General features: G+C 52.0%; 24 protein-coding genes and 1 riboswitch. Of the genes, 22 read left to right on the top strand and 2 right to left on the bottom strand.

What is annotated here, in order from left to right; genetic code table 11:
• The first annotated feature begins 16 nt into the window (after nucleotides 1-16).
• Nucleotides 17-280: a glyoxalase gene (locus H6A13_RS02245; protein WP_204907993.1), complete on the top strand. Its 264-nt coding sequence runs from the start codon at nucleotides 17-19 to the stop codon at nucleotides 278-280.
• Nucleotides 281-309: 29 nt separating this feature from the next.
• On the opposite strand, the gene H6A13_RS02240 is transcribed toward H6A13_RS02245, so the two are convergent.
• On the bottom strand, nucleotides 310-738 hold the full coding sequence (locus H6A13_RS02240; RefSeq protein WP_204907992.1) for an FMN-binding protein: 429 nt from the start codon (nucleotides 736-738) through the stop codon (nucleotides 310-312).
• Between the two features lie 141 nt (nucleotides 739-879).
• Here H6A13_RS02240 and pth point away from each other — a divergent pair, with 141 nt between their 5' ends.
• From pth to H6A13_RS02150, 18 genes are all read left to right on the top strand, one after another.
• Nucleotides 880-1470, top strand: coding sequence for an aminoacyl-tRNA hydrolase (pth, locus tag H6A13_RS02235; RefSeq protein ID WP_204907991.1), 591 nt, complete (start codon nucleotides 880-882; stop codon nucleotides 1468-1470).
• Nucleotides 1471-4815 (top strand): transcription-repair coupling factor, encoded by a 3345-nt coding sequence (mfd, locus tag H6A13_RS02230; RefSeq protein WP_204907990.1) that lies wholly within the window; start codon nucleotides 1471-1473, stop codon nucleotides 4813-4815.
• Nucleotides 4816-4866: 51 nt separating this feature from the next.
• Complete coding sequence (locus H6A13_RS02225) at nucleotides 4867-5973, top strand: peptidylprolyl isomerase (RefSeq protein ID WP_204907989.1); 1107 nt, start codon at nucleotides 4867-4869, stop codon at nucleotides 5971-5973.
• Between the two features lie 11 nt (nucleotides 5974-5984).
• A complete protein-coding gene (locus H6A13_RS02220) occupies nucleotides 5985-6422 on the top strand; it encodes an MOSC domain-containing protein (RefSeq protein WP_204907988.1) in 438 nt (145 codons plus the stop codon).
• 253 nt (nucleotides 6423-6675) lie between these two features.
• Complete coding sequence (locus tag H6A13_RS02215) at nucleotides 6676-7155, top strand: 4Fe-4S dicluster domain-containing protein (protein ID WP_204907987.1); 480 nt, start codon at nucleotides 6676-6678, stop codon at nucleotides 7153-7155.
• Entirely contained in the window at nucleotides 7152-8954 is a 1803-nt protein-coding gene (locus tag H6A13_RS02210) for an aldehyde ferredoxin oxidoreductase family protein (protein WP_331597037.1), read from the top strand. Before H6A13_RS02215 ends, H6A13_RS02210 begins: the two co-directional genes overlap by 4 nt.
• A 48-nt stretch (nucleotides 8955-9002) precedes the next feature.
• Nucleotides 9003-9278 carry a MoaD family protein gene (locus H6A13_RS02205; protein ID WP_204907986.1) on the top strand — a complete coding sequence of 92 codons (276 nt, stop codon included), beginning with the start codon at nucleotides 9003-9005 and terminating at the stop codon, nucleotides 9276-9278.
• A 20-nt stretch (nucleotides 9279-9298) separates the two neighbouring features.
• Nucleotides 9299-9772, top strand: a complete 474-nt coding sequence (gene nuoE, locus H6A13_RS02200; RefSeq protein WP_204907985.1) for an NADH-quinone oxidoreductase subunit NuoE — start codon at nucleotides 9299-9301, stop codon at nucleotides 9770-9772.
• Nucleotide 9773: 1 nt separating this feature from the next.
• A complete protein-coding gene (locus H6A13_RS02195; protein ID WP_204907984.1) occupies nucleotides 9774-11576 on the top strand; it encodes an NADH-ubiquinone oxidoreductase-F iron-sulfur binding region domain-containing protein in 1803 nt (600 codons plus the stop codon).
• Entirely contained in the window at nucleotides 11573-12319 is a 747-nt protein-coding gene (locus H6A13_RS02190) for a 2Fe-2S iron-sulfur cluster-binding protein (RefSeq protein WP_204907983.1), read from the top strand. The genes H6A13_RS02195 and H6A13_RS02190 overlap by 4 nt, the downstream gene beginning before the upstream one ends.
• Before the next feature lie 54 nt (nucleotides 12320-12373).
• Nucleotides 12374-13351 (top strand): GTP 3',8-cyclase MoaA, encoded by a 978-nt coding sequence (gene moaA, locus H6A13_RS02185; RefSeq protein ID WP_204907982.1) that lies wholly within the window; start codon nucleotides 12374-12376, stop codon nucleotides 13349-13351.
• Between the two features lie 58 nt (nucleotides 13352-13409).
• Nucleotides 13410-13530: riboswitch (molybdenum cofactor riboswitch) on the top strand.
• A gap of 94 nt (nucleotides 13531-13624) precedes the next feature.
• Nucleotides 13625-14515 (top strand): ABC transporter substrate-binding protein, encoded by an 891-nt coding sequence (locus H6A13_RS02180; RefSeq protein WP_204907981.1) that lies wholly within the window; start codon nucleotides 13625-13627, stop codon nucleotides 14513-14515.
• 15 nt (nucleotides 14516-14530) lie between these two features.
• The gene (locus H6A13_RS02175; protein WP_204907980.1) at nucleotides 14531-15214 is read left to right on the top strand and encodes an ABC transporter permease; all 684 of its coding nucleotides are present in this window, start codon (nucleotides 14531-14533) and stop codon (nucleotides 15212-15214) included.
• Nucleotides 15201-15806, top strand: coding sequence for an ATP-binding cassette domain-containing protein (locus H6A13_RS02170; protein WP_204907979.1), 606 nt, complete (start codon nucleotides 15201-15203; stop codon nucleotides 15804-15806). Before H6A13_RS02175 ends, H6A13_RS02170 begins: the two co-directional genes overlap by 14 nt.
• Nucleotides 15803-17035 carry a molybdopterin molybdotransferase MoeA gene (locus H6A13_RS02165; protein WP_204907978.1) on the top strand — a complete coding sequence of 411 codons (1233 nt, stop codon included), beginning with the start codon at nucleotides 15803-15805 and terminating at the stop codon, nucleotides 17033-17035. Before H6A13_RS02170 ends, H6A13_RS02165 begins: the two co-directional genes overlap by 4 nt.
• A gap of 12 nt (nucleotides 17036-17047) precedes the next feature.
• The gene (locus tag H6A13_RS02160; protein WP_204907977.1) at nucleotides 17048-18955 is read left to right on the top strand and encodes a molybdopterin biosynthesis protein; all 1908 of its coding nucleotides are present in this window, start codon (nucleotides 17048-17050) and stop codon (nucleotides 18953-18955) included.
• Nucleotides 18956-18972: 17 nt separating this feature from the next.
• Nucleotides 18973-19692, top strand: coding sequence for a HesA/MoeB/ThiF family protein (locus H6A13_RS02155; RefSeq protein WP_204907976.1), 720 nt, complete (start codon nucleotides 18973-18975; stop codon nucleotides 19690-19692).
• 21 nt (nucleotides 19693-19713) lie between these two features.
• Complete coding sequence (locus tag H6A13_RS02150) at nucleotides 19714-20646, top strand: MOSC domain-containing protein (RefSeq protein ID WP_204907975.1); 933 nt, start codon at nucleotides 19714-19716, stop codon at nucleotides 20644-20646.
• A gap of 67 nt (nucleotides 20647-20713) precedes the next feature.
• On the opposite strand, the gene H6A13_RS02145 is transcribed toward H6A13_RS02150, so the two are convergent.
• The gene (locus H6A13_RS02145; protein WP_204907974.1) at nucleotides 20714-21385 is read right to left on the bottom strand and encodes a S1 RNA-binding domain-containing protein; all 672 of its coding nucleotides are present in this window, start codon (nucleotides 21383-21385) and stop codon (nucleotides 20714-20716) included.
• Nucleotides 21386-21578: 193 nt separating this feature from the next.
• Here H6A13_RS02145 and H6A13_RS02140 point away from each other — a divergent pair, with 193 nt between their 5' ends.
• The 3 genes from H6A13_RS02140 (at nucleotide 21579) to H6A13_RS02130 (ending at nucleotide 24583) form a co-directional block, all read left to right on the top strand.
• The gene (locus H6A13_RS02140) at nucleotides 21579-23225 is read left to right on the top strand and encodes a putative manganese-dependent inorganic diphosphatase (protein ID WP_204907973.1); all 1647 of its coding nucleotides are present in this window, start codon (nucleotides 21579-21581) and stop codon (nucleotides 23223-23225) included.
• Nucleotides 23226-23247: 22 nt separating this feature from the next.
• A complete protein-coding gene (locus tag H6A13_RS02135; protein WP_204907972.1) occupies nucleotides 23248-23814 on the top strand; it encodes a flavin reductase family protein in 567 nt (188 codons plus the stop codon).
• A gap of 64 nt (nucleotides 23815-23878) precedes the next feature.
• Nucleotides 23879-24583 (top strand): tRNA threonylcarbamoyladenosine dehydratase, encoded by a 705-nt coding sequence (locus H6A13_RS02130; RefSeq protein ID WP_204907971.1) that lies wholly within the window; start codon nucleotides 23879-23881, stop codon nucleotides 24581-24583.
• The last annotated feature ends 2 nt before the right edge of the window (nucleotides 24584-24585 follow it).

The following is a 24585-nucleotide window of genomic DNA, read 5'->3' as shown; positions in this document are numbered from 1 at the left end:
GAGGAGGAATGTGGATATGTATGAATATGACGAGGAATGCCTGAAAACATTTCTGAAAAACCAGGGACAGCTGTTTGATGAACCGGTAGCCGGGACACTGGAGGAGGCCGAAGCATTTCTGGAAGACTGTATGGCTGTGGTGGCGGACAGTCTTGCGGAGGTGAAAAGCTTTCTGGAAGAAGAGGGGATGGATGTGGAAGGCATGTCCCCGGAAGAGATTGAAGAGGCGGCGGAGATCTTCGCGCTGCCGGACGGACGCTATCTCATTGTGGAAGGTTAAAAGAGAAAAGAAAAAAGAAAAGCCCGGCTCTACGAAGTCCGGGCTTTTTCTAATGCGTCCTTTACCGCCTGAAGGATCAGCTGGGAGGTATAGGGACTGTCAGAAGAATATTGGATATTTTCAAGAGACTGGCTGTCATAGATCTGTTCGGCAATGTCCTCGATGGCCGGCTGGACCAGCGGGTACATGGCGGCCACGGATTCGTCCAGGTTGGAAAACCGGATGGAATTGATGTGGGAATCGTCCACTGTTACCTCCACTTCCAGGGCGGTGTTATTTAAGGTGACGTCCGAAGTATAGACTCCGGGGATATATCTGGGCTCTTGTCTGGCTTCCTTATTATCGGGCCGGAACATAAAGATCAGGAGCAGGATCAAAAGGATCGTTAGCGCTGCGAATATGACGGTATAAATGATCTCCTTCATATGCAGTACAATGATTTTCGTTTTGGAACTCATAATGACCTCCTTTATCACGCATATTATGATTGCTTTCTATAATGTATGAGAAAAGAGGAAAAATTATTCCTGTATTTTGCGTGACAAACCAGAACCCTTCCTGTAGAATGGATAAGGATATAAAGAGGAGAGTGATCAAAGATGTTTATCATAGCAGGACTGGGAAACCCGACGCTGCGTTACGAAGGGACCAGACACAATGTGGGATTTGAAGTGATAGATACGCTGGCGGACAAATATAATATAGCGGTGGAGACCAGGAAAAGCAGGGCTCTGATCGGGAAAGGGATCATCGCAGGGCAGAAGGTGATCCTGGTGAAACCCCAGACGTATATGAATCTGAGCGGCGAGAGCATCGGCGCTCTGGCTGATTATTATAAAATCGACGAGGAGAACGAACTTCTGGTCATTTATGACGACGTGAGCCTGGATGTGGGCCAGCTCCGCATCCGCAGAAAAGGAAGCGCGGGCGGACATAACGGGATCAAAAATATTATTGCCCATCTGGGTACGGACGTGTTTCCCAGGATCAAAGTGGGCGTGGGAGAAAAACCGAAGGGATATGACCTGGCAGACTATGTGCTGGGACATTTTTCCGGAGAAGACCGGGAAATCATGAGGGAAAGCTACCGGAAAGCGGCGGACGCCGTGGAAATGATCCTGGAAGGTGATCTCTCAGGAGCAATGAACACGTATAACAAGAAAGCGGCGCCTAAGGAGGCTGAACAGTAGATGCAGGCACTGATCCATCCGCTGACAGAACTTGCGGATTATGAAGAGATTGAAAAAAAGAAACAAAAGGAACCGGGGACGATCCGGATCCTGGGGTGCGTAAATTCCCAGAAGACTCATATGATGTACGGGTTTGCCGGGGAGATCCGCTATAAAGTGATCATCTGCCCCAGTGAATCCAGAGCAAGACAGGTGTATGAAGAATATCGGTTTCTGGATGGCTCCACCTATCTGTATCCGGCAAAGGACCTGCTGTTTTATCAGGCGGATCTTCGGAGCAGAGAGCTGGTGAGCAGACGGATGGAAGTGCTGGAAGCGGTGATCGAAGGGGGACCTCTTACCGTGGTGACCAGCTTTGACGCTCTGATGGATTCCCTGCTTCCCAGAGAGACGATCCAGGCGCAGACCATCAAGATCCGCTATGACAGCTCTCTGAATCTGACGGAAATGGAAAAGAAGCTGACGGATCTGGGGTACGAGCGGGCAGTCCAGATCGACGGCCCCGGACAGTTTGCCGTCCGCGGCGGCATCCTGGATGTATTTCCACTGACAGAGGAGATGCCGGTGCGGATCGAACTGTGGGGAGACGAGGTGGACTCGGTCCGCACGTTCGATGTGGAGAGCCAGAGGTCTGTTGAGAATCTGGAAGAGGTATCCATCTGTCCTGCCGCAGAGTTTCCCGGAGAAGGGGAAAGAGGCGTATCTTTCCTGGATTATTTTGATCCGGGGGAGACGCTTCTGTTTCTGGATGAGCCGGTGCGCCTGCTGGAAAAGGGACAGGGCGTGGAAGAAGAGTTTATGGAAGCCCAGAAGCAGAGGGTGGAGAGCGGTTACGAGGTAAAGGACGGGGAGGTCCGCCTGTTTCCGGCAGAGGAAGTGATCAAAAAGATCAATACTTACAGCAGTCTTGGCTTTTATGCGCTGGATATGCGCTGTAAAGGGCTTCTGACCCGGGGGTCCTATCATATCCAGGCAAAAAATGTGAATCCGTATAACAGCAGCTTTGAACTTCTGACCCGGGATTTAAAAAGGCTGAAGAAGAACGGAAGCCGGGTGGTCCTGTTGTCCGGGTCCAGGACCAGGGCAAAGCGGCTGGCGGAAGATTTAAGAGATTATAATCTGAGCAGTTATTACAGCGACGATCTTTCCAGACTGGTAGAGCCGGGAGAGATCATGACCGCCTACGGCCATGTGGCGGAAGGCTATGAGTATCCGCTGCTGAAATTCACCGTGATCTCGGAGACAGATATTTTCGGAAAGGTCAAAAAGAAAAAGAAGCGTAAGACTTACGAAGGACGTAAGATCCAGAGCTTTTCCGAATTAAAACCCGGGGATTACGTTGTTCATGAAAATCACGGACTTGGCATTTACCAGGGGATTGAAAAGATCGAGGTGGATAAGATCACCAAGGATTATATGAAGATCTCCTATGCCCAGGGCGGAAATCTCTATATTCCTGCTACCCAGCTGGACCTGATCCAGAAGTATGCAAATGCGGATGCGAAAAAGCCCAGGCTCAACCGGCTGGGCGGCCAGGAGTGGACCAGGACGAAAACACGAGTCCGCGGCGCAGTCCGGGAGATCGCAAGAGACCTGGTGGAACTCTATGCGGCAAGGCAGGAGCAGGAAGGCTACGCATACGGGAAGGACACGGTCTGGCAAAAAGAATTTGAGGAAATGTTCCCCTTTGAAGAGACGGAAGACCAGCTTTTGGCCATCGATGCCGTCAAGCATGATATGGAGAGCCGCAAGATCATGGACCGTCTGATCTGCGGGGATGTGGGATATGGAAAGACAGAAATCGCCATCCGGGCGGCATTCAAGGCCGTGCAGGAGGATAAGCAGGTGGTGTATCTGGTGCCGACCACCATCCTGGCCCAGCAGCATTACAATACATTTGTCCAGCGGATGAAGGATTTTCCGGTGCGGATCGATCTGATGTGCCGGTTCCGGACGCCTGCCCAGCAGAAGAAAACGGCGGCCGATACGAAAAAGGGACTGGTGGACATTGTGATCGGCACCCACCGGGTTCTGAGCGAGGACGTAAAGTTTAAAGACCTGGGGCTTCTGATCATTGACGAGGAGCAGAGATTCGGCGTCCAGCACAAGGAAAAGATCAAGAAGCTGAAGGAAAATGTGGACGTTCTGACCCTGACTGCAACGCCCATCCCAAGGACGCTGCATATGAGCCTGATCGGGATCCGGGATATGAGCGTGCTGGAAGAGGCGCCGGAGGAGCGGCTTCCCATCCAGACGTATGTAATGGAATACAATGATGAGATGGTCCGGGAGGCCATTGAACGGGAGTGCTCCCGCCAGGGACAGGTGTATTATGTCTACAACCGGGTGGAGGATATTGCGGAGATCACGGCTCATATCCAGAAACTGGTGCCGGATGTGACCGTTGCCTATGCCCACGGCCAGATGCGGGAGCATCAGCTGGAACGGATCATGTATGATTTTATCAACGGGGAGATTGATGTGCTGGTGTCTACCACCATCATTGAGACGGGCCTTGACATTTCCAATGTGAATACGATGATCATCCACGACGCGGACCGGCTGGGACTGTCCCAGCTCTACCAGCTCAGAGGAAGAGTGGGACGATCCAACCGGATGGCGTATGCGTTTCTTCTCTACCGCAGGGATAAGCTGTTAAAAGAGGTGGCGGAAAAGCGGCTTGCCGCGATCCGGGAATTTACGGATCTGGGAAGCGGATTTAAGATCGCCATGCGGGATCTGGAGATCCGCGGCGCGGGAAATCTTCTGGGAGCGGAGCAGCACGGCCACATGGAAGCGGTGGGGTACGACCTGTACTGCAAGATGCTCAACGAGGCGGTGCGCCTGTTGAAGGGCGAGACAAAAGACGAAGACTTTACTACCACCATGGATCTGAACGTGGATGCCTTTATCCCGGATACCTATATCCCCAATGAATACCAGAAACTGGACGTATACAAGCGGATCGCGGCCATTGAGAGCGAAGAAGAGATGGAGGATATGACAGAAGAACTTCTGGACCGTTTCGGAGATATTCCCAAAAAGGTGGAAAAACTTCTTACTGTGGCTTCCTTAAAAGCCATGGCTCACAGTGCGTACGTAACCAGCGTGGAACAAAAGGGCGCCAGACTGGAATTTACCATGTATGACAAGGCAAGGGTGGAGCCTTCACGGATCCCGGCCCTGATTGAGTCCTTCCATGGAGATTTAAGCTTCCGCACAGACGCGGAGCACCCCTGTTTCCTTTATGAAAAGAAGGGGCGCAGCAAAAAGGAGAAAAACGAAGACGTTCTGGAAACTGTGAAAAATGTATTAATTGGGTTGAAGGGATTGATAGAAGCCTGAAAAAAGGCTATAATGAAACAGTTAATGGTGCAAAGGAGGATATACGGAGAAATGAAAGGTAAAGCAGGAATCTATGTGCTGGCAGGCGTGCTGGCGGCGGGAACGCTGACCGGATGCAGTTCTTCCGTCAGTGAGAGCGATACGGCGATCACAGTGGGAGATACCAGGATCACAGGCGATGTGGCGAATTTTTATGCCAGATACACCCAGGCACAGTATGAGACCTATTATGCAGGATATATGGGAGATGATATGTGGAACTCCGAGGCAGAGGAAGGACAGTCCTACGAGGAGTTTGTAAAAGCGCAGATCCAGGAGCAGTTAGAAGACATGGTTCTTCTGGAACAGCATATGGACGAGTATGAGGTATCCCTTTCTGACGGAGAAAAGCAGGCCATCAAAGAGGCGGCACAGAAATTCGACGAGCTCAACGCGCTGGAAGATAAGGAGAAGATCTCCGGCGGAAAAGAGACCGTGGAGCGTGTCATGACGCTGATGAGCATCCAGGAAAAGATGATGGAGGCCATCCAGGCGGGCGTGGATACGGAAGTGTCCGATGAAGAGGCAGCCCAGAAGAGCATGCAGTATGTATTCTTCTCTTCCCAGACCACAACGGAATCTGCAGACGGATCCCAGGACGGGGATTCGGAAGAAGGCGATATGGAAGAGATCGTAAAAGAGACGGCAAAAGCCCAGGCCCAGTCCTTTGCCGAGGCAGTCAAGGATCAGGCGGATTTTGCGGCTTATGCTTCCGAACAGGGGCTGGAGGCCCAGACCGCTACCTTTGACGCGGATTCTGTAAGTCCGGCGGCAGAGGTGGTAGAGGCTGCGGACAAGCTGCAGGAGGGCGAGACCACCGGTATGATCGAGACGGACGGCGGCTACTATGTGGCAAGAGTCACCAGTCTCTTTGACCAGGCGGCCACAGATGCGGAAAAGCAGAACATTGTGGCAGAGAGAAAGACAGAGCTTTACAATGACACCTGCGATGGCTGGAAAGAAGAGACGGACATCACGGTGCATGACAGTGTGTGGAAGAAGATTGATTTCCAGACCTTGAAAGTGACCTATGTCCAGGATGAGACGGAAGACTACGCAGATCAGGTGCAGACCGATGACGTGGCGGAGCAGCAGGCGGAGGAAGAATCCGAAGAATAGGGAAGGGTATCATGAAAGAATCCTATATCAGTGATCTGTATGTTTTTGAAGAAAAAGGAAAACCTGGCCGGAGAGAGGAACAGGTACAGGTAAAGAAAGGAAGGGGCATCCGGGGGGATCTTCATTTTGAAGATCCGGATGCCCCTGTCAGCATCTGTACCTGTTTTGTAAAGGAATGGATGAAGCGGCAGGAGGTTGAGGGACTCTGCTTTCAGAGATTTAAAGCAAATATCTGGATTGAGACGCAGGGCGAGCCGTCTGGTTTTCAAAAAGGAATGCAGATCAGATGCGGCGAAGCAAGCCTTAAGATCCGGCGGGGGAAGAGCCGGTGCTTTCAGGAGTGTGCAAGAGTGCAGAAAGGACTTCCCTGCCTTCTGAAGAAAGAATGCTGGTATGCAGTCAGCCTTAGTGATGGCAGAATCCGGACCGGTGATTGTGTGAATTATTAGACAAATTTGAATAATTTCAAAAAGATTGAAATAAATATGGAATAATAAGGAGATTTGTAATATAATGATAAAAAGAAACATTTAGACAAACTCCGAGTCCTGTGCTTCCGACGCATGTGTCCGATTTGCATGCGGGAAGACCGGACCAATGGGTGGCACCGGGAACGGGGCCGCCTGCCTGATTGCGAAGGGGCCATTATTGTATCGGAAGATACGATAGTGGATTTTTTTATGTAAAGGAGGTCAGTGTAGAATGGGAAAACAGTTGATGATCAAGCCCGAAAAATGTATCGGATGCAGAACCTGTGAACTGGTCTGTTCGTTCGGACATGATCAGGCGTTCAATCCGAGAAATGCCAATGTGACAGTCATGGCATACGAAGAAGCAGCCATCAATATTCCTGTTATGTGCCTGCAGTGTGAAGACCCCTGCTGTCTGGAGGTCTGTCCGGTAGGAGCGATCAGCAGGAATGAGATCGGCGCGGTTGTTATGGACCATGCGAAATGTATCGGCTGTAAGATGTGTATGAATGCCTGTCCGCTTGGCAATATCAGTTTTAACAAAGAGAAAAAACAGGTACATAAGTGCGATCTGTGCGGCGGGGAACCCAAATGCGCAAAATTCTGCCCGACCGGAGCGATCACATTTGAGGACCCGGATGAAGGAATGGACAGAAAACGTGCTGTGGCCGACCGTTTTAAAGACGTATTCGGAGAGGAGGCAAAGGCATGATGAACGGATATATGGGAACGATCATTCGCGTGGATCTTTCTAAGGGAACGATAAAAAAGGAACCGCTCAATATGGAGGCTGCAAAAGATTTTGTAGGAGCCAGAGGCCTGGGAACCAAGTATTTCTGTGATGAGGTGGATCCGAAGATCGATCCTCTGGGGCCGGATAATAATCTGATCTTTATGACAGGACCTCTGACCGGAACGGCGGCAGCCTGCAGCGGCCGGTTTGAAGTGGTGGCAAAAGCACCGCTTACCGGCACCATCGGAGCGGCAAACTCCGGAGGACATTTCGGACCGGAACTGAAGTATGCGGGATATGACGGGATCATTTTTGAAGGAGTAAGTGATCATCCGGTGTATCTTTATATCAATGATGATGAAGTGGAGTTAAGAGACGCTTCCGGACTTTGGGGCAAGACGGTTTATGAGACCACGGATGAGCTGAACCGGATCTGCGGACAGTCCTTCCGGGTATCCTGTATCGGACCGACCGGAGAAAATCTCTGCCTGTATGCCGGCGTGATGAACGACAAGCACCGTGCGGCAGGCCGGGGCGGCCTGGGCGCTGTCATGGGAAGCAAAAAGCTGAAAGCAGTCGTTGTGAAAGGAACAAAATCCATCTATGTGGCCAGACCGGAGAAGTTTATGGAGGCCATCGAGAACGCAAGGACGACTTTAAAGGCGCACCCGGTAACCGGAACAGGACTGGCAGCCTACGGAACAGAGATCCTGGTCAATATCATCAATGAGAGCGGCGGACTTCCGCTTCGCAACGGCCGTGATGGAGCAGTTTATGAAAAAGCGGACAATATTTCCGGCGAGACGCTGACAGAGAAATACCTGATCCGGAACAAGGGATGCTTCGGATGCTGTATCGGATGCGGACGCGTGGTGGATATTCCAAGTGGCCCCTTCAAGTCCAGAGGCGAGGGACCGGAATACGAGGCAGGATGGTCCTTTGGCGCGGACTGCGGTATCGACGATCTGGAAGCGGTCTGCAAGGCAAACTTTCTCTGTAATGAATATGGATTCGACCCCATTACTCTGGGAGCGACCATTGCCTGTGCCATGGAACTCTTTGAGGAAGGATATCTGACAGAAGAAGATACAGGAGGCATCCCGGTACGCTTCGGCGATGCCGCGACCATGGTGAAGCTGGCAGAGATGACAGGAAAGAACGAGGGATTCGGAAAGCAGCTTGCCATGGGTTCCTACCGGCTGGCGGAAAAATACGGACATCCGGAACTGTCCATGTCTGTAAAGAAGCAGGAGATGCCTGCCTATGACGGCCGTGCCCTGCAGGGGATCGGACTGGAATATGCCACCTCCAACCGGGGCGGATGTCATGTGCGTGGTTACATGACCTCTCCGGAGGTACTTGGACTGCCGGTTAAGATGGATCCTCTGGTAACAGAAGGAAAGGCTTCCATGCTGAAGACCTTCCAGGATCTGACGGCTCTGATCGATTCTACAGGCGTCTGCCTGTTTACCTCTTTTGCTCTTGGACTGCCGGAATTTGCGGCGCAGTACAGGGAAGCGGTGGGCAGCGATGAAAGCGACGCGGAGATCCTGCTGAAAGGCGAGAGAGTCTGGAACCTGGAGAAGAAGTTTAATATTGCAGCCGGCGTGGAAAAAGATACCCTTCCGCCAAGACTTTTAAGAGAGCAGCTGCCGGACGGTCCGGCGCAGGGAAAGGTCAATGAACTGCACACCATGCTTCAGGAATACTATCAGCTGAGAGGATGGGATACAGAAGGCATCCCCACACCGGAAAAAGACAGGGAACTTGGATTATAAAGGATTACAGGATGCAGGCGGCATTTGCCGCCTGCAGGGAGTAAGAAAATGACTGTTAAATTTTTTGCCTATCTCAGGGAATATACAAATTGCAAGATCGTGGACTTTCCGTATCAGGAGGATATCCGGAAACTGACACAGGCTTTGAGTGAGACTTACGGGAACAGACTGCGGGAAAAGCTGCTGACCCCCGACGGAACGGATCTGGGTGAAGAGATCATTATCCTGGTAAACGGAAGGCATGTGGAGCATCTTGGAGGGATCGACACGAAGCTGCTTCCGACGGATACCGTATCTATATTCCCTGTGGTGGCTGGCGGTTAAGGATAAGGTGGTGAATCAGGATGGAAGTATCCGAGAAGCGGATTGAAGAAATCATACATTCTTACCAGCCGGACCGGCGGTATGCACTTGCCATCATGCAGGATATGCAGCGGGAATTCCAGTATGTGCCAAGAGAGGGAATGGAAGCGCTGGCAGAAGAACTTCAGTGCCCGGTGTCTTCCCTTTATGCCATGGCAACCTTTTATAAGGCATTAAGTCTGGTGCCCAAGGGAAAACATATTATTAAATGCTGCGACGGCACGGCCTGCCATATCAGGGGTGCGTCGACTCTGATCGACGGGATCCGAAGAGAACTCAAGATCGGTCCGGGGGAGACCACGCAGGACGGCATGTTTTCCCTGGAGACGGTCAACTGCCTGGGCTCCTGTGCTCTGGCCCCGGTTCTGGTTGTGGACGACGTCTATTATGGAAAGGTTACCCTGGAAAAATTAAAGGAAATTATTCAGGGAGTGAAGGAAGGCGGTGCTGAGTAATATGAAGAAACAGATATTGATCTGCTGCGGCACCGGGTGCCGGGCAAACGGCAGTATGAACGTGGTAGAAGCCTTCCGCAGTGAAATAGAAAAAAACAGCGCAGACGCCGATGTGATCCCGCAGATCAAGACAACGGGATGTAACGGCTTCTGTGAAAATGGTCCGATCGTGAAGATCATGCCGGATAATCTGGTCTACTATAAAGTAAAACCAAAAGATGTGCCGGAAATTCTGGAGAAGAGTGTGCTGGAAGATCAGGAGATCCCAAGGCTCATGTATAAAGATAATGAGGGGAACCGGGTTCGTTCCCAGGAGGAAAATCCTTTCTACGCACATCAGCAGAAACTGGCTCTCCGTCATATTGGAAAGATCGATCCGGAGAATATTGAAGACTACCTGGAACTGGGCGGTTATGAGGCGCTTAAGAAAGCCCTGCAGATGACGCCGGACGAAGTGATCACGGAAGTGGAAGCGTCCGGACTGCGGGGACGGGGCGGGGCCGGATTCCCTGCCGGAAGGAAGTGGCGCACAGCAGCTTCCTATGATAACTTCCCCAAGTATGTGGCCTGCAACGGCGACGAGGGAGACCCGGGCGCATTCATGGACCGGTCGATCCTGGAAGGCGATCCCCATGCGGTGATCGAGGGCCTTGCCATCGCAGCCATTGCCATCGGGGCGGAAGAAGGATTCTTCTATATCCGGGATGAATATGACCTGGCAGTGAAGCATGTGAAAAAGGCGCTGGAAGACGCAGAAGCGCGGGGGATCATCGGGGAATCTGTCATGGGTTCGTCAAAGAGACTGCATCTGTCTGTGGTCCGTGGAGGAGGAGCCTTTGTCTGTGGAGAATCCACGGCTCTTATGGCATCTATCGAGGGAAGGGTAGGAGAACCCCGGGCAAAGTATATCCGTTCTGTCCAGAAAGGACTCTGGGACCAGCCTACCGTTCTGAATAATGTAGAAACACTGGCGAATATTCCGCTGATCATCCGGGACGGAGGAAAGAAATTTGCCGAAATCGGTACAGAGACGAGTACAGGGACCAAGGTATTTGCCCTGGTAGGAAAGGTAAAAAGAACCGGCCTTGTGGAAGTGCCCATGGGAACATCGCTCCGGCATCTGATCTTTGATATCGGCGGCGGGATCATCGGGGACCGGCCTTTTAAGGCGGTCCAGACAGGCGGTCCTTCCGGCGGCTGTATTCCGGAGAGCATGCTGGATCTGAAGGTGGATTTTGATTCTCTGGCAAAGTACGGCGCCATGATGGGATCCGGCGGTATGATCGTTATGGATGACAGAAGCTGTATGGTGGAAGTGGCCAGGTATTATACGAATTTCCTCTGTGAGGAGAGCTGCGGCAAGTGTACGCCCTGCAGGGAAGGCCTGCGGCGGATGCTGGAGATCCTGACAGATATCTGTGAAGGCAGAGGAAGAGAAGGAGACATTGAACTGCTGGAGCGGATCGGCCACGCCGTGCAGGACGCATCGTTATGCAGTCTTGGCAAGAGCGCGCCTAACCCGATCCTTACGACGATCAAGTATTTCCGGGATGAGTATGAAGCCCATATCCGGGAAAAGAGATGTCCGGCAGGCGTCTGCAAGAATCTGACCCGGTTTGAGATCGATGAGGCGAAGTGTATCGGCTGTGATATGTGTGCAAAGGGATGTCCGGCCGGAGCTATCAGTGGAGAAAAGAAGATGCCGCACAGGATCGATCCTTCAAAATGTATTTCCTGCGGAAGCTGCAGAGAGGCCTGCAGGTTTGACGCGGTAAAAGCAGTGGGAAGGGGGCAGGAAGCATGATAGAGATTACCATTAACGGAAAAAAATGCACCTGCGAAAAAGGCGAGTTCCTGCTGGATGTGGCAAGACGGAATGGTTTTTATATCCCGACGCTGTGCCATCATCCTGCAATCTCCGGACAGGCCTGCTGCAGGGTGTGTCTGGTGGAAGTTGTGGAAAAGGGCAGGAGTAAGATCGTAGTATCCTGCGTGTATCCGGTGGAGCGGCCGTGTGAAGTCTATACCGACAGCGAGCGTGTCAAAGAAGACCGGGCCGTGGTGCTTATGCTCCTGAAGGAGAGAGCGCCGGAAAGCGACGTGATCGATGCGCTGTGTAAAGCTTACGGCGCGGCGGACGGAAGCCGGTTTGCGGCAATCGACGGGGAGAAATGCATCATGTGCGGTCTCTGTGCAGGGGCCTGTGCAAAGCTGGGGACGGGAGCTATCTCCACCGTGCTTCGGGGTACGGCAAAGAAGATCTCCACGCCCTATGACGAACCCTCCAAAGACTGTGTGGGCTGCTTAAGCTGCGCCTATATCTGCCCGACAAAAGCCATTACTTTTAAGGATGACGGGCAGACAAGAGAGGTGTGGGGACGGACCTTTGAGATCGTCCACTGCCGCGAGTGCGGCGCGCCCGTAGGCACCAGGGAAGAGATTGCACTTGCCGCCAGAAGGGCGGGAGAAGAGCCGGAGGAACTCTGTCCTACATGCAGAAAGAAAAAAATGACAGATATCATGGCACATACCTATGGAATCGTGTAGAATAGAGGTAGTGTTTCGATCACGTTTTATTTAAGGAAGAAAGGATGCCGACTCATGAAAGACCAATACGGAAGACAGATCAATTACATGAGAGTGTCGGTTACCGACCGCTGTAATCTGCGCTGCATTTACTGTATGCCGGAAGAAGGAGTGGACCAGGTGTCCCACCAGGATATTCTCACATATGCAGAAATCACAAGGATCGTAAATGCAGCTGCTGCAGCGGGGATTACCAGGATCAAACTGACAGGGGGAGAGCCCCTTGTCAGAAAGAATCTGGCAGGGCTTGCAGGAGATATAAAAGCCCTGCCAGGGATAGAGGAAGTAACCGTTACTACAAACGGCGTTCTGTTAAAAGAGCAGCTGGAGGATCTTGTGGCAGCCGGGGTCAGCGCGGTCAATATCAGTCTGGATACGCTGGATCCCGGGATGTATGCGCAGATTGCAAGAAGAGATGCGCTTGCGTCGGCAGTGGAGGGCCTGGAGGCGGCGATCGCCTGTCCGGGTCTGAAGGTGAAGGTTAATTGTGTGTTGCTGCCCGGGATCAATGAGAGCCAGTGGATAAAGATCGCAGAACTTGCAAAGGACCGCCCTGTGGACGTCCGGTTTATTGAGATGATGCCGGTGGGGCTTGGGAAAAATTTCCAGACTGGTTTTGAAGAAGAGGTTCTGGAAAGATTAAGATCCGCTTTTGGCCGGGAGCAGACAGCCAGCGGGCATTTTGGAAACGGGCCTGCGAAATACGTCCAGTTTGAAGGGTTTGCAGGAAAGATCGGGTTTATCAGCGCCCTTTCTCATAAATTCTGTTCAGAGTGCAACCGGATCCGTCTGACAGCGGAGGGGTTCTTAAAACCCTGCCTTCAGTATGCGGCAGGGGAGGATTTAAGGGAACTTGTACGCGCGGAGATTTCGGAAGAAGAACTGATACAGGCGGTAGAAAGAGCGATTTATTACAAGCCGGCCTGCCATCATTTTGAAGAAAAGGATTCTCTGGATTTTGAACAGAAAGATATGTTTGAGATCGGAGGATAACTACAGGAAGGAAGGGGGAAAAAGAAGAAGGCATTTGCAGGCGGCATACAATTTCATACAGATTGCAGGAATTCGAGCCTGTCTGCCTAAAACTGAACACGTCATGGCAGCAGGCCAAAGGGGATCTTTTGAAAAGAAGATGCCTTCCGGTTTTGAAAAGAATATCCGCAAATGGAACAGGTTCATTTTGTGTGGTCTTCTTTTTCAGAGGCCATTTTCTTTTGGGAAAATGGCAAAACAAAAAAACAGCTGACTGAAAAGGAGGAGATTTTTATGAAGAAGTTAACAGCAGCTTTTTTGGTAACAGTGATGTGTCTTGGACTGACAGCCTGTGCTGGACAGTCTGAAGAGTCTGCGGAAAGCGAAGATACCGATGCCAAGACAGAAGAAACGGCGCCGGAAGACAAGGGAACGCTTATGATGGCAACGACTACCAGTACAGAGGATACCGGCCTTCTGGATTATCTTCAGCCTCTTTTCAAAGAGGATACCGGATGGGATCTGGAATGGACGGCAGTCGGTACCGGCGAAGCGCTTGCCATGGGTGAGAGCGGAGACGTAGATGTGGTGCTGGTACATGCCAAATCCAGTGAAGAAGAATTTGTGGCAGAGGGATACGGAGTCGAGAGATTTCCGGTTATGTACAATGACTTTATCGTGGTAGGACCTTCTTCACCGATTGAGAAGACGGATGATATCAATGCAGTCTTTACGCAGATCATAAACGATCAGCTTCCGTTTGTGTCCAGAGGTGATGACTCCGGTACGGATAAGAAGGAAAAAGGAATCTGGGAAGAACTGGGACTTGACCCGGCAACAGATCCGAATTATGTAGAATCCGGACAGGGTATGGGCGCTACCATTACCATGGCGGACGAGCAGCAGGCATACTGCCTGACCGACCGCGGCACATGGCTGAAGCAGAGCCAGGATGCAACCCTTGACTATCAGCTTGACATTGTATGTGAAGGAAATGACAGTCTGCTGAATCAATATGGCGTGATCGCTGTTAATCCGGAAAAATATCCGGAAGTGAACAATGAAGGTGCGAATGACTTTATCGAGTGGATCTGTTCTGATGAAGTGCAGGAACTGATCGGTGAATACGGGGTAGAAGAGTACGGACAGGCTCTGTTTACACCCAATGCAGGAACAGACGCGTAACAGGAGGTAGTGAAGATGGCAGACTGGCTGAAAAACGTACTGTCGGATCCGAATATATTGAGTGCTGTGAGAGTGACGTTTACGATGGCAGTCTGCTCCACTGCGATTGCTTCTGTACTGGGGATCACGTTCGGGATCCTGCTGGAGCGGTTCCGCTTTCCGGGGAAAAAGATCGTGATCCGCATCAACCGGACACTGATGGGCTCTCCGCCTGTAGTGGTCGGATTGATCGTTTATCTTTTGCTGATGCGTAGAGGACCGCTTGGTCCTCTGTCGCTGTTGTTTACGATCCAGGGGATGGTGATCGCCCAGACGCTGATCATCACCCCCATTATCTGCGGCATGATCTATTCTTATCTCCGAAGATCTGCTCCTTCTATCCGGGAATTTGCCGTAACCATGGGAGCGGACAGATGGCAGACCATCCGGCTTATCATAAGAGAACTACGGAAAGAAATTTATTTCTGCATGGTGACAGGGTTTGGACGCTCCATCAGTGAAGTGGGCGCGGTCATGCTTGTAGGAGGAAATATCCGGGGACGTACCCGTACCATGACGACAACGATTTCTCTTTTGAAAAGTCAGGGGATATTTACAGAAGGCGTAGCGCTTGGCATCCTGCTTCTTTTGATGGCGTTTGTCCTTCAGTGGATCTGTGATATGCTGCAGAGGGAGGAACAGGAAGATGAAAATTACTGATCTGGAAAAAAGAATAGGAACATTCAGACTTCAGATCGATCACCTGGATATAGAACCGGGGCGGATCCACGGGATCATCGGCCCCAACGGCTGTGGAAAGACGGTTCTTCTTAAGACGATCGCGGGAATTTATAAGCCGGATCAGGGAAGGATCGATTATGAAGGGGTGACTTCCCGGGAGATCACGATGATGTCCCAGCGCCCTTATCTGATGGACACAACCGTATATAAAAATCTGATCTATCCACTGCAGATTCGAAAGATCCGGCCTGAAGAAGGGCGGGTAGACGAATTGTTAGAAAAAGCAGGGCTTCTGGCACAGAAAAAACAGTATGCCAGATCCTTATCCAGTGGAGAAAGACAGAAGCTTTCTTTCCTGCGGGCTGTGATTTTCCGCCCCAGGATTATTTTGATTGATGAGACATTTTCCAATCTGGATCCGGAGAGCGAGGCTCTCTTTACGGAGATGATCCGGGAGATCCAGAAGAAAGATCCAATCACATGGGTCATTGTAAGTCATCAGATGGAGGCGGTCCACCAGTTGTGTGAGGTCGTCCATCATATGGAAAAAGGAAGAGTGGTGGAAAAATGAAACTGCTTCAGGTAGACACTGTGGCCAGAGCCAGAGAAAAATTAAAGAAGGCTGTGCAGGGTCAGGGAGTAAAGAGGCGGAGAGTTCCGCTTGAAGAGGCCCTCGGCGGGATCCTTGCGGAAGATGTGTACGCAAAAGAGCCGGTACCTGGATTTGACAGATCTACGGTAGATGGATATGCAGTGCGAAGCGCAGATACGGCAGGCGCCTCAGACAGTGTCCCTGTTTTCCTTCGGATCACAGGGGAGATAGAGATGGGACGTGTGCCGGAACACGGGATCTGTCCGGGAGAATGTATGTACATTCCGACCGGCGGCATGATCCCGGAAGGGGCGGACGCGGTTGTTATGATAGAATACTGCGAGTTGTTTTCTGAAACAGAGACTGCGGTCTGTCATTCGGTTCCGGCAGGAGGAAATATTGTGCACGCAGGGGATGATGTACAGGAAGGCGAAAAAGTCCTGACAAAGGGAACCCGTTTAAGACCGCAGGAGATCGGCCTTCTGGCGGCTGTCGGAGAGGAAAGCGTAACGATAGTAAAACCCTGGAGCGTGACCATTATTGCAACCGGTGATGAACTGATCACGCCGGGAGACAGGATGGAACCGGGGAAGGTGCGCAATATCAATAATTACGGTCTGGAGGCGATTGCCAGACAGATGGGGTTTGACGTGAGCGGCTGCTTTCTTTTAAAAGACGAAAGAGGGCTTTTGGAGGAAACGGTACGCAGTGCGATGCGACAAAGTGACATTGTGGCTGTTTCCGGAGGAAGTTCCAAAGGGAAAAAAGACGAGACAGCATCTGTGATCGGGACACTTGCAAGCGAAGGGATCCTGACGCAGGGCCTGGCATTGAAGCCAGGAAAGCCTACGATCCTGGGATATGATGTGCCGACCGGAACGATCCTTTTGGGCCTGCCCGGGCACCCGTCCGCAGCAATGATCGTATTTCAGCTTCTGATCGGCTGGCTGTGGGAAGATATAAGCGGCGGGAAAAAGTCCTGGCCTGTGCCGGCAGAACTTACCGTTAATGTTCCTGCGGCGCCTGGAAGAGCCGTCTGTCAGACGGTACAGCTTCTTCGCGGAGAGGACGGCAGGACAAAAGCAGTACCGGTGTTTGGAAGATCCGGACTGATCAGTATTTTGACGAAAGCAGACGGATATATTGTGATCCCGGAGAATCAGGAAGGCCTGAAAAAGGGAGAAATGGTGGAAGTGTTCCTGATCTGAGGAGGTGAAGAGATGGAGAAGCGAAATCTATATCTGCATACAACGCCTGTAGAGGAGGCAAAAGAACGGTATTACAGGGCAGTGAAAGAATGTATTTCCATTCGAACGGAAGAAATCCCCGTTGACAGGAGCCTTGGAAGAGTTACGGCGGAAGCGGTTTATGCAAGGCTCTGTTCTCCGCTGTTTAATGCGTCTGCGATGGACGGGATCGCGGTAGAAGCAAAGAAGACAAGAGGAGCCAGCGAAGAACATCCGCTGGTCTTAAGGCGGGGAGAAGATTTTCAGGTGGTAGATACCGGGGATCCGATCAGAGAGCCTTATGACGCGGTGATCATGGCGGAGGATCTGCTGGAAATAGATGAAGATACGGTGCAGATCATGGCTGCTGTCGCGCCCTGGAATCACATCCGGCCGATCGGAGAAGATATTGTGGCCGGAGAGATGCTGCTGCCCGGTCATCATAGGATCCGTCCGGTGGATATCGGCGTGCTTCTTGGCGGAGGAATCTTGCAAGTCAGGGTTCATGCCTCTCCTAGTGTCGGGATCATTCCCACAGGCACAGAGATGATCCCGCCGGGACAGGAACCGGAAGACGGTCAGATCATAGATTCTAATTCCGGGATGTTTGCGGCGCTGGTACAGCAGTATGGAGGAGAGCCGGACCGTTTCCCGATCATTCATGATGATTATGAAAAGATCAGGGAAACGGTAAAAGAGGCGGTATCCAGGGATGATCTGGTGATCGTGAACGCCGGATCCAGCGCGGGTACGGAGGATTATACGGTGCATGTACTGCGGGAACTGGGGGAGGTTCTGATCCACGGGGTTGCCATTAAGCCTGGAAAGCCGGTGATTCTGGCGATTGTGGATCACAAACCGGTTATCGGACTTCCCGGGTATCCGGTGTCTGCATATATTGATTTTGAGACTTTTGTAAAGCCGGTCATAGAGCTTTTTACAGGCAGCAGTCTTAAGGCGCGTCCGCTGGAGCAGGCAGTCATATCCAAACGCCTTGTTTCTTCTCTGAAGCATAAAGAATATGTACGGGTAAAGGTAGGAGAGGTGAACGGACGCCTGGTGGCGTCACCCCTTGCCAGAGGAGCGGCCGCGGCCACCAGCCTGGTAAAGGCGGACGGTGTATGTATCATCGATCAGAATCTGGAAGGCTATGAGGCCGGGGAACAGGTGCAGGTGGAACTGTGGCGGCCGAAGGATGAGATCCGCCATACGATCGTATCCGTGGGAAGTCACGATCTGATCATGGATTTTCTGGCAGATCTTTTGCCGGATCTGTTTCCGGGCGTACATCTTTCCAGTACGCATGTTGGCAGCATGGCCGGACTGATGGCGCTGAAGCGGGGAGAAGCCCACATCGCGCCTACGCATCTTCTGGATGAAGAAACCGGCGTTTATAACATTGCCTATCTGAAGCGGATCTTTCCGGACCGGGAGATGGCGTTGATCAAGGGTGTGAGCCGGATCCAGGGGCTGATGGTAAAAAAGGGCAATCCCAAAGGAATCCGTGGTGTGGAAGATCTGCCTGGATGCAGGTATGCCAACCGGCAGCGCGGCGCGGGCACCCGGGTGCTTCTGGATCATCTTCTGAAACAGGCTGGCATCCGTCCGGAGCAGATTGAAGGATATGAACTGGAGGCGGCAACCCATATGGCTGCGGCAGCCCTTGTGAAGGACGGGGGAGTGGACGCTGCGATGGGAATCTATGCGGCGGCAAAAGCCATGGACCTTTCTTTTATAGAAGTGGGAGAAGAGGAATATGATTTTGCCATTGAAAGGAAAAATCTGGAACTTCCCTTCATCCAGGATTTTATCCAGGCACTCCAGTCAGAGCAGTTTAAGTCCCGGGTGAAGGAAGCAGGCGGATATGGCACAGAGAATGCCGGAAAAATCATCCTGATATAAAGACGGGGAGAATGTGTATGAGATATGACAGGCAGATCCTGATGCCGGAGATCGGGATCGAGGGACAGAAAAAACTGGAACGTGCTGTGGTAACTGTGATCGGCTGCGGCGGCCTGGGCTCGCCGGTTCTTACCTATCTTGCACAGGCCGGTGTGGGGACGATACGCCTGGTGGACGGAGATATTGTTTCTGATACAAATCTGAACCGGCAATTTCTTTACCGGGAAGAAGACATCGGGAAGAAAAAGGCGGATCTGGCGGCGGAAAAGTTAAGGAGAATGAACCGGGGGATCCGCGTGGAGGCATTTGCCTGCTCTCTGACAGGAGAAAATGCCGGCCAGATCCTGAAAGGATCGGATGTTGTGGTGGACTGTGTGGACAGCCTTGCAGTCAGATGTATTGTCGGGAGATACTGCCTTGCAGAGGATATTTTCCTTGTGGAAGGAGCTGTGCAGGGATTCTACGGGTATGTGATGGACATTTCCCGGGAAACGGCCTGTCTGGAATGTCTCGGGTATCATCTGGGAAAAAGTCCAGTACCTGTGCCGGCGCTTGGCGCCGCAGCCGGGGTGATCGGATGCCTGCAGGCGGTAGAGGCGGTGAAAAAGATCCTTGGAAGGAAGGAACTTCTTCTGGGGACAATGCTGCAGTACGACGGGTTAAACGGTGAATTTGATAAAATTGAGGTGGAAAAAGATCCAGAGTGCAGGGCGCATCTGTCCTGTCTGGAAGAATAGAGCAGGAGGATAGAGGATACGATGGGAAAGGTACTTGGAATCTGTGTCAGCGAGAAGAGAGGCACACAGAAAAAAGAGGTAAACGAAGCGATTTTAAAAGAGAACTGGGGGATCGAGGGCGACGCCCATGCCGGAGACTGGCACCGCCAGGTGAGCCTTCTGTCCTTTGAAAAGATCGAGGCATTTCGTGAAAAAGGAGCGGATGTGGACTTTGGAGCCTTTGGAGAGAACCTGATCGTGGAGGGATACGATCTTCGCAGGCTTCCGGTGGGAACCCGGTTCCGGATCGGCGAGGCGGTACTGGAACTGACGCAGATCGGCAAAGAATGCCACAGCCACTGTGAGATCTATAAGAAAATGGGAGACTGTATCATGCCAAGAGAAGGCGTGTTTACGGAGGTGGTAAAAGGCGGGCGGATCCGTAAGGGAGACGCGGTAGAGATGGAGGCGCCGTCCCCGGACCGCCCCTACACAGCCGCGGTCATCACCTTAAGTGACAAGGGCGTAAAAGGAGAGCGGGAGGACAAAAGCGGCCCGAAGATCTGTGAACTGGCAGAAGCGGCCGGATATCAGATTCGGGAGACACTGCTTCTTGCAGACGGCATTGAGCCGTTAAAGAGCCAGCTGATCCGTCTGGCGGACCAGCGGCAGATGGATGTGATCTTCACCACCGGCGGCACCGGATTCTCCGAACGGGATCTGACGCCGGAAGCCACGATCCAGGCCTGCGACCGGATGGCAAACGGCATCGCGGACGCCATCCGTAATTATTCTATGACGATCACGCCCCGGGCCATGTTCAGCCGGGCGGTCTCCGGAATCCGGGGAAAGACCCTGATCATCAACCTGCCGGGAAGCCCAAAGGCAGTGGCGGAAGCGCTGGAGTTTCTTCTGCCCCAGCTGGATCACGGGCTGGATATCCTGCGGGGAACCGGCGGCGAATGCGCAAGATAAATGTGAACAAAATGTGAACTGGGACGTAGACCTTTGTAAAAGGTCTACGTCCCAGTTCACATTTTGTTTACAATTTCAGGTTTTTAAAGAGATCGCCCAGGCTGGTGCCGATGTTCTCGGATTTGGGAATTTCTACCTTTTCTACAGGAGCTTCTTCCCGTTCTTCCAGGGCTTTCATGCTCAGGCTGATCTTGCCGTCTTTGATGCCGATGATCTTTACCTTCACCTCGTCGCCTACATTCAGCACGTCTTTGGGGGATTTTACCCGTTTCTGGCTGATCTGGGATACGTGGACCAGACCGGACAGGCCGTCTTCCAGACGGACGAACGCGCCGTAGTTCTGAAGGCTTTCTACTTTACCTGTGAGGACAGTGCCTGTCTTCAGGCCTGCGATCTTTTCCTCCATGGCTTTCTTTTCTTTTTCCTTTAAGATCTCTCTGGCAGATAAGATCAGGCGTTCCTCTGCCTGGTTTACCTCGATGACCCGGACCTCAATGTCTTTTAAAAGGTAGGTCTCCAGATCTTCGATGTAGGATAAGGAAAGCTTGGAAGCGGGGATGAAGCCTCTCAGGCCTTCCACCATGGCGATCGCTCCGCCGTTTACGATCCCTTCTACCTTTACCGGGAGAACGGTTTTGTTCTCCATGTATGACTGCACAACATTCCACGGATTCGCATTGTCAAAATGTTCCTCCAGGTCAGCCATTGTTGTTTCTTCCTGTAATAATTCTTCGCTCATAATCGTGTTCCTTTCTTCATTAACTATCATGTATATGCACGTTTCTCTTAGTATAGCACAATTTGGCGCAGATGTTCAAAGAAAAATCATTTCTTTATCCAAATTTGTGGTTGACGAATAACGAAAAAGATGGCAAGCTTTACTTTAGAGTAAGCCCTTTCCATGCGGAAAGGCGAGTGAGGTGTAGAATCTTATGAGCAAAAAATCAGGAAAAGTATATGTGGTGGGGCACAAGAATCCGGATACGGATTCCATCTGTTCTGCCATTGCCTATGCATATTTGAAAAAACAGGTGACAGGAGAGGAGTATGTGGCCAGAAGAGCCGGTCTGATCAATGAAGAGACCGCCTATGTGCTGAACCGGTTTGGCGTGGATGCGCCGCCGCTTCTGCAGAATGTAAAGCTGCAGGTAAAGGATATCGATATCCATAAGATCGACGGCGTGGATCCTCAGTTTTCCATCAAGGACACCTGGGAAAAAATGAAAGAAAATAACGTAAAAACGATCCCTGTTCTGAAGGACGAGGAACTGGTGGGTGTGATCTCTACCGGAGATATCGCCACATCCTATATGGACGTTTATGACAACCGGGTGTTGTCCGCGGCCAAGACCCAGTACAGAAATATCATCAAGACGCTGGACGGAACGCTGGTAACGGGAAATGAGCACGGAAAATTCACCAAGGGAAAAGTGACCATCGGAGCTTCCAACCCGGATCTGATGGAGCGGTTCATCGAAAAGGACGATCTGGTGATCCTGGGCAACCGCTACGAGTCCCAGGCCTGCGCAGTGGACATTGACGCCAGCTGTCTGGTGATCTGCCAGAATGCAGAGGTGCCGGACGAACTGATCAAAAAAGCGGAGGAGCAGAGCATTGTGATCATCCGCACGCCCCATGATACCTTTACGGCAGCCAGGCTGATCAACCAGAGCATTCCTGTGAAATATTTCATGACGAAAATGCCGCTGACCACCTTCCAGCTTACGGATTACGTGGACGACATCAAGGACGTGATGACCAAGAAAAAGTTCCGTGATTTCCCGATCCTGGACCGGCACGGACGTTTCCGCGGATTTATTTCCAGACGGCGGTTCCTGGATGTGAGCAAGAAAAAGGTGATCCTGGTGGACCACAATGAAAAATCCCAGGCCGTGGACGGCATCGAAGAGGCGGAGATCGTGGAGATCGTGGACCATCACAGACTGGGAAATATCGAGACTGTGGGACCGGTCTTTTTCCGGAATCAGCCGGTGGGCTGTACCGCCACGATCATATATCAGATGTACCAGGAAGCAGGAGTGAAGATCAGTAAGACCATCGCGGGTCTTCTGTGTTCGGCGATCATCTCTGATACCCTTTTGTTCCGGTCGCCGACCTGTACGCCGGTAGACGAGAAGACGGCGAAAAAGCTGGCAAGGATCGCGGAGATCGATCTGGAGCAGCTGGCGGGAGAGATGTTCCGCGCAGGCAGCAACCTGCAGGGAAAGAGCGCGGAAGAGATTTGCTTCCAGGATTTCAAACAGTTTACGGTGAATGACGTAGTGTTTGGCGTGGGCCAGATCAACTCCATGAACAAAGAGGAACTGGCGGAGATCCGGGAGAAGCTTACGCCCCATCTTCCCAAGGTGCTGAAAGCCCACAATCTGCAGATGATCTATTTCATGCTGACGGATATCCTGGACGAATCCACGGAACTTCTGTGCTGCGGAGCCGGCGCAAGAGAGCGGGTGCTGGAGGCCTTTGACTTAAGAGAAGATACCGACCCCATCATATTGAAGGGCGTCGTTTCCAGAAAGAAGCAGCTGATCCCCACACTGGTCAGCTTCATGCAGCAATAAAGAGGGGAGAGGAAGCAAAACTATGGGAAAACAGATATGGAAACCAGGAAATATGCTCTATCCCCTTCCGGCTGTGCTGGTCAGCGCGGCGGATCAGGAGGGAGAATCCGGTATCCTGACGGTGGCCTGGACCGGAACGGTCTGTACCAATCCGGCCATGCTGTACATTTCCGTCCGCCCGGAACGGCACACCTATCCGATGATCCGAAAGACCGGCGAGTTCGTGGTTAATCTGACCACGGAGAAGCTGGCGCGGGCGGCAGACTGGTGCGGAGTCAGATCCGGAAAAGACATTGACAAATGGAAGGCCATGCATCTGACAAAAGGAAAGGCCAGCAAGCTTGCCTATGCGCCTCTCATTGAGGAGAGCCCGGTGAACATCGAGTGTCAGGTGACGGAAGTGAAAGAGCTGGGAAGCCACCACATGTTTCTGGCCCGTGTCCTGGCCGTGCAGGTGGACGAGGCTTATATGAAGAAAAACGGAAAATTCGAACTGAATGAAACCGGACTGATCGCATATTCCCATGGAGAGTATTTCAGTCTGGGAAAGGATCTGGGACGGTTCGGATGGAGTGTGAAGAAAAAATAACAGGTGATGGAAAACTGCGGAACTCCCGCAGTTTTTCCCTTGCATAGACGAGGAGACGAATAGGATGACGCAGGATACGGCATATGAATTTGCCCGGGAAGAACTTCTGATCGGCCCGGAAAGAATAGAAAAACTACGGAAGTCCACGGTGATGGTGCTGGGTGCAGGCGGCGTGGGTTCCCATTGTATAGAGGCTCTGGCAAGAGGCGGCGTGGGACGGCTGATCCTGGTGGATGCAGACCGGGTAGCGCCCAGCAATATCAACCGCCAGTCCATCGCATACCACAGCACAGTGGGAAGGTATAAGACCCAGGTGATGAAGGAGAGGATCCGGGATATCTGCCCGGAAACAGAAGTGCTTACCTATGAGATCTTTGTGCTGCCGGACAATCTGGAAGAGATTTTTACCGTACGCCCGGATTATATCGTGGACGCCATTGACACTGTGACGGCAAAGATCGGCGTCATAGAAAAGGCAAAGGAAATGGGGGTCCCGGTGATCAGCTGCATGGGGACCGGCAATAAGCTGCATCCGGAACTGTTTGAGATCACAGACATCCATAAGACCAGCGTCTGCCCTTTATGCAAGGTGATGCGAAAGGAACTGAAGAACCGGGGGATCCGCGGGGTAAAGGTGCTGTATTCGAAGGAACAGCCCGTCCCGGTGTCCGGGAGAACGCCGGGCAGCATCTCCTTTGTGCCGCCTGTGGCAGGACTTCTGATCGCAGGAGAAGTGATCCGGGATCTGACCGGATGGGAAGAAAGGTAGGA

It is taken from the genome of Mordavella massiliensis, assembly GCF_016902415.1.
Lineage (GTDB): Bacteria > Bacillota > Clostridia > Lachnospirales > Lachnospiraceae > Merdimonas > Merdimonas faecigallinarum.
Note: the sequence above shows the minus strand (reverse complement) of the source record. Positions and strands in the feature narration are given on the sequence as shown.

What these genes read in the sequence shown, in the direction of transcription:
- H6A13_RS02155 (WP_204907976.1), top strand. Translation starts at nt 18,973, where the DNA reads ATGAGATATGACAGGCAGATCCTGATGCCGGAGATCGGGATCGAGGGA.
- H6A13_RS02165 (WP_204907978.1), top strand. Translation starts at nt 15,803, where the DNA reads ATGAAACTGCTTCAGGTAGACACTGTGGCCAGAGCCAGAGAAAAATTA.
- pth (WP_204907991.1), top strand. Translation starts at nt 880, where the DNA reads ATGTTTATCATAGCAGGACTGGGAAACCCGACGCTGCGTTACGAAGGG.
- moaA (WP_204907982.1), top strand. Translation starts at nt 12,374, where the DNA reads ATGAAAGACCAATACGGAAGACAGATCAATTACATGAGAGTGTCGGTT.
- H6A13_RS02210 (WP_331597037.1), top strand. Translation starts at nt 7,152, where the DNA reads ATGATGAACGGATATATGGGAACGATCATTCGCGTGGATCTTTCTAAG.
- mfd (WP_204907990.1), top strand. Translation starts at nt 1,471, where the DNA reads ATGCAGGCACTGATCCATCCGCTGACAGAACTTGCGGATTATGAAGAG.
- H6A13_RS02205 (WP_204907986.1), top strand. Translation starts at nt 9,003, where the DNA reads ATGACTGTTAAATTTTTTGCCTATCTCAGGGAATATACAAATTGCAAG.
- H6A13_RS02190 (WP_204907983.1), top strand. Translation starts at nt 11,573, where the DNA reads ATGATAGAGATTACCATTAACGGAAAAAAATGCACCTGCGAAAAAGGC.
- H6A13_RS02195 (WP_204907984.1), top strand. Translation starts at nt 9,774, where the DNA reads ATGAAGAAACAGATATTGATCTGCTGCGGCACCGGGTGCCGGGCAAAC.
- H6A13_RS02135 (WP_204907972.1), top strand. Translation starts at nt 23,248, where the DNA reads ATGGGAAAACAGATATGGAAACCAGGAAATATGCTCTATCCCCTTCCG.
- H6A13_RS02215 (WP_204907987.1), top strand. Translation starts at nt 6,676, where the DNA reads ATGGGAAAACAGTTGATGATCAAGCCCGAAAAATGTATCGGATGCAGA.
- H6A13_RS02140 (WP_204907973.1), top strand. Translation starts at nt 21,579, where the DNA reads ATGAGCAAAAAATCAGGAAAAGTATATGTGGTGGGGCACAAGAATCCG.
- H6A13_RS02145 (WP_204907974.1), bottom strand. Translation starts at nt 21,385, where the DNA reads ATGAGCGAAGAATTATTACAGGAAGAAACAACAATGGCTGACCTGGAG.
- H6A13_RS02225 (WP_204907989.1), top strand. Translation starts at nt 4,867, where the DNA reads ATGAAAGGTAAAGCAGGAATCTATGTGCTGGCAGGCGTGCTGGCGGCG.
- H6A13_RS02170 (WP_204907979.1), top strand. Translation starts at nt 15,201, where the DNA reads ATGAAAATTACTGATCTGGAAAAAAGAATAGGAACATTCAGACTTCAG.
- nuoE (WP_204907985.1), top strand. Translation starts at nt 9,299, where the DNA reads ATGGAAGTATCCGAGAAGCGGATTGAAGAAATCATACATTCTTACCAG.
- H6A13_RS02240 (WP_204907992.1), bottom strand. Translation starts at nt 738, where the DNA reads ATGAGTTCCAAAACGAAAATCATTGTACTGCATATGAAGGAGATCATT.
- H6A13_RS02245 (WP_204907993.1), top strand. Translation starts at nt 17, where the DNA reads ATGTATGAATATGACGAGGAATGCCTGAAAACATTTCTGAAAAACCAG.
- H6A13_RS02175 (WP_204907980.1), top strand. Translation starts at nt 14,531, where the DNA reads ATGGCAGACTGGCTGAAAAACGTACTGTCGGATCCGAATATATTGAGT.
- H6A13_RS02130 (WP_204907971.1), top strand. Translation starts at nt 23,879, where the DNA reads ATGACGCAGGATACGGCATATGAATTTGCCCGGGAAGAACTTCTGATC.
- H6A13_RS02150 (WP_204907975.1), top strand. Translation starts at nt 19,714, where the DNA reads ATGGGAAAGGTACTTGGAATCTGTGTCAGCGAGAAGAGAGGCACACAG.
- H6A13_RS02160 (WP_204907977.1), top strand. Translation starts at nt 17,048, where the DNA reads ATGGAGAAGCGAAATCTATATCTGCATACAACGCCTGTAGAGGAGGCA.
- H6A13_RS02220 (WP_204907988.1), top strand. Translation starts at nt 5,985, where the DNA reads ATGAAAGAATCCTATATCAGTGATCTGTATGTTTTTGAAGAAAAAGGA.
- H6A13_RS02180 (WP_204907981.1), top strand. Translation starts at nt 13,625, where the DNA reads ATGAAGAAGTTAACAGCAGCTTTTTTGGTAACAGTGATGTGTCTTGGA.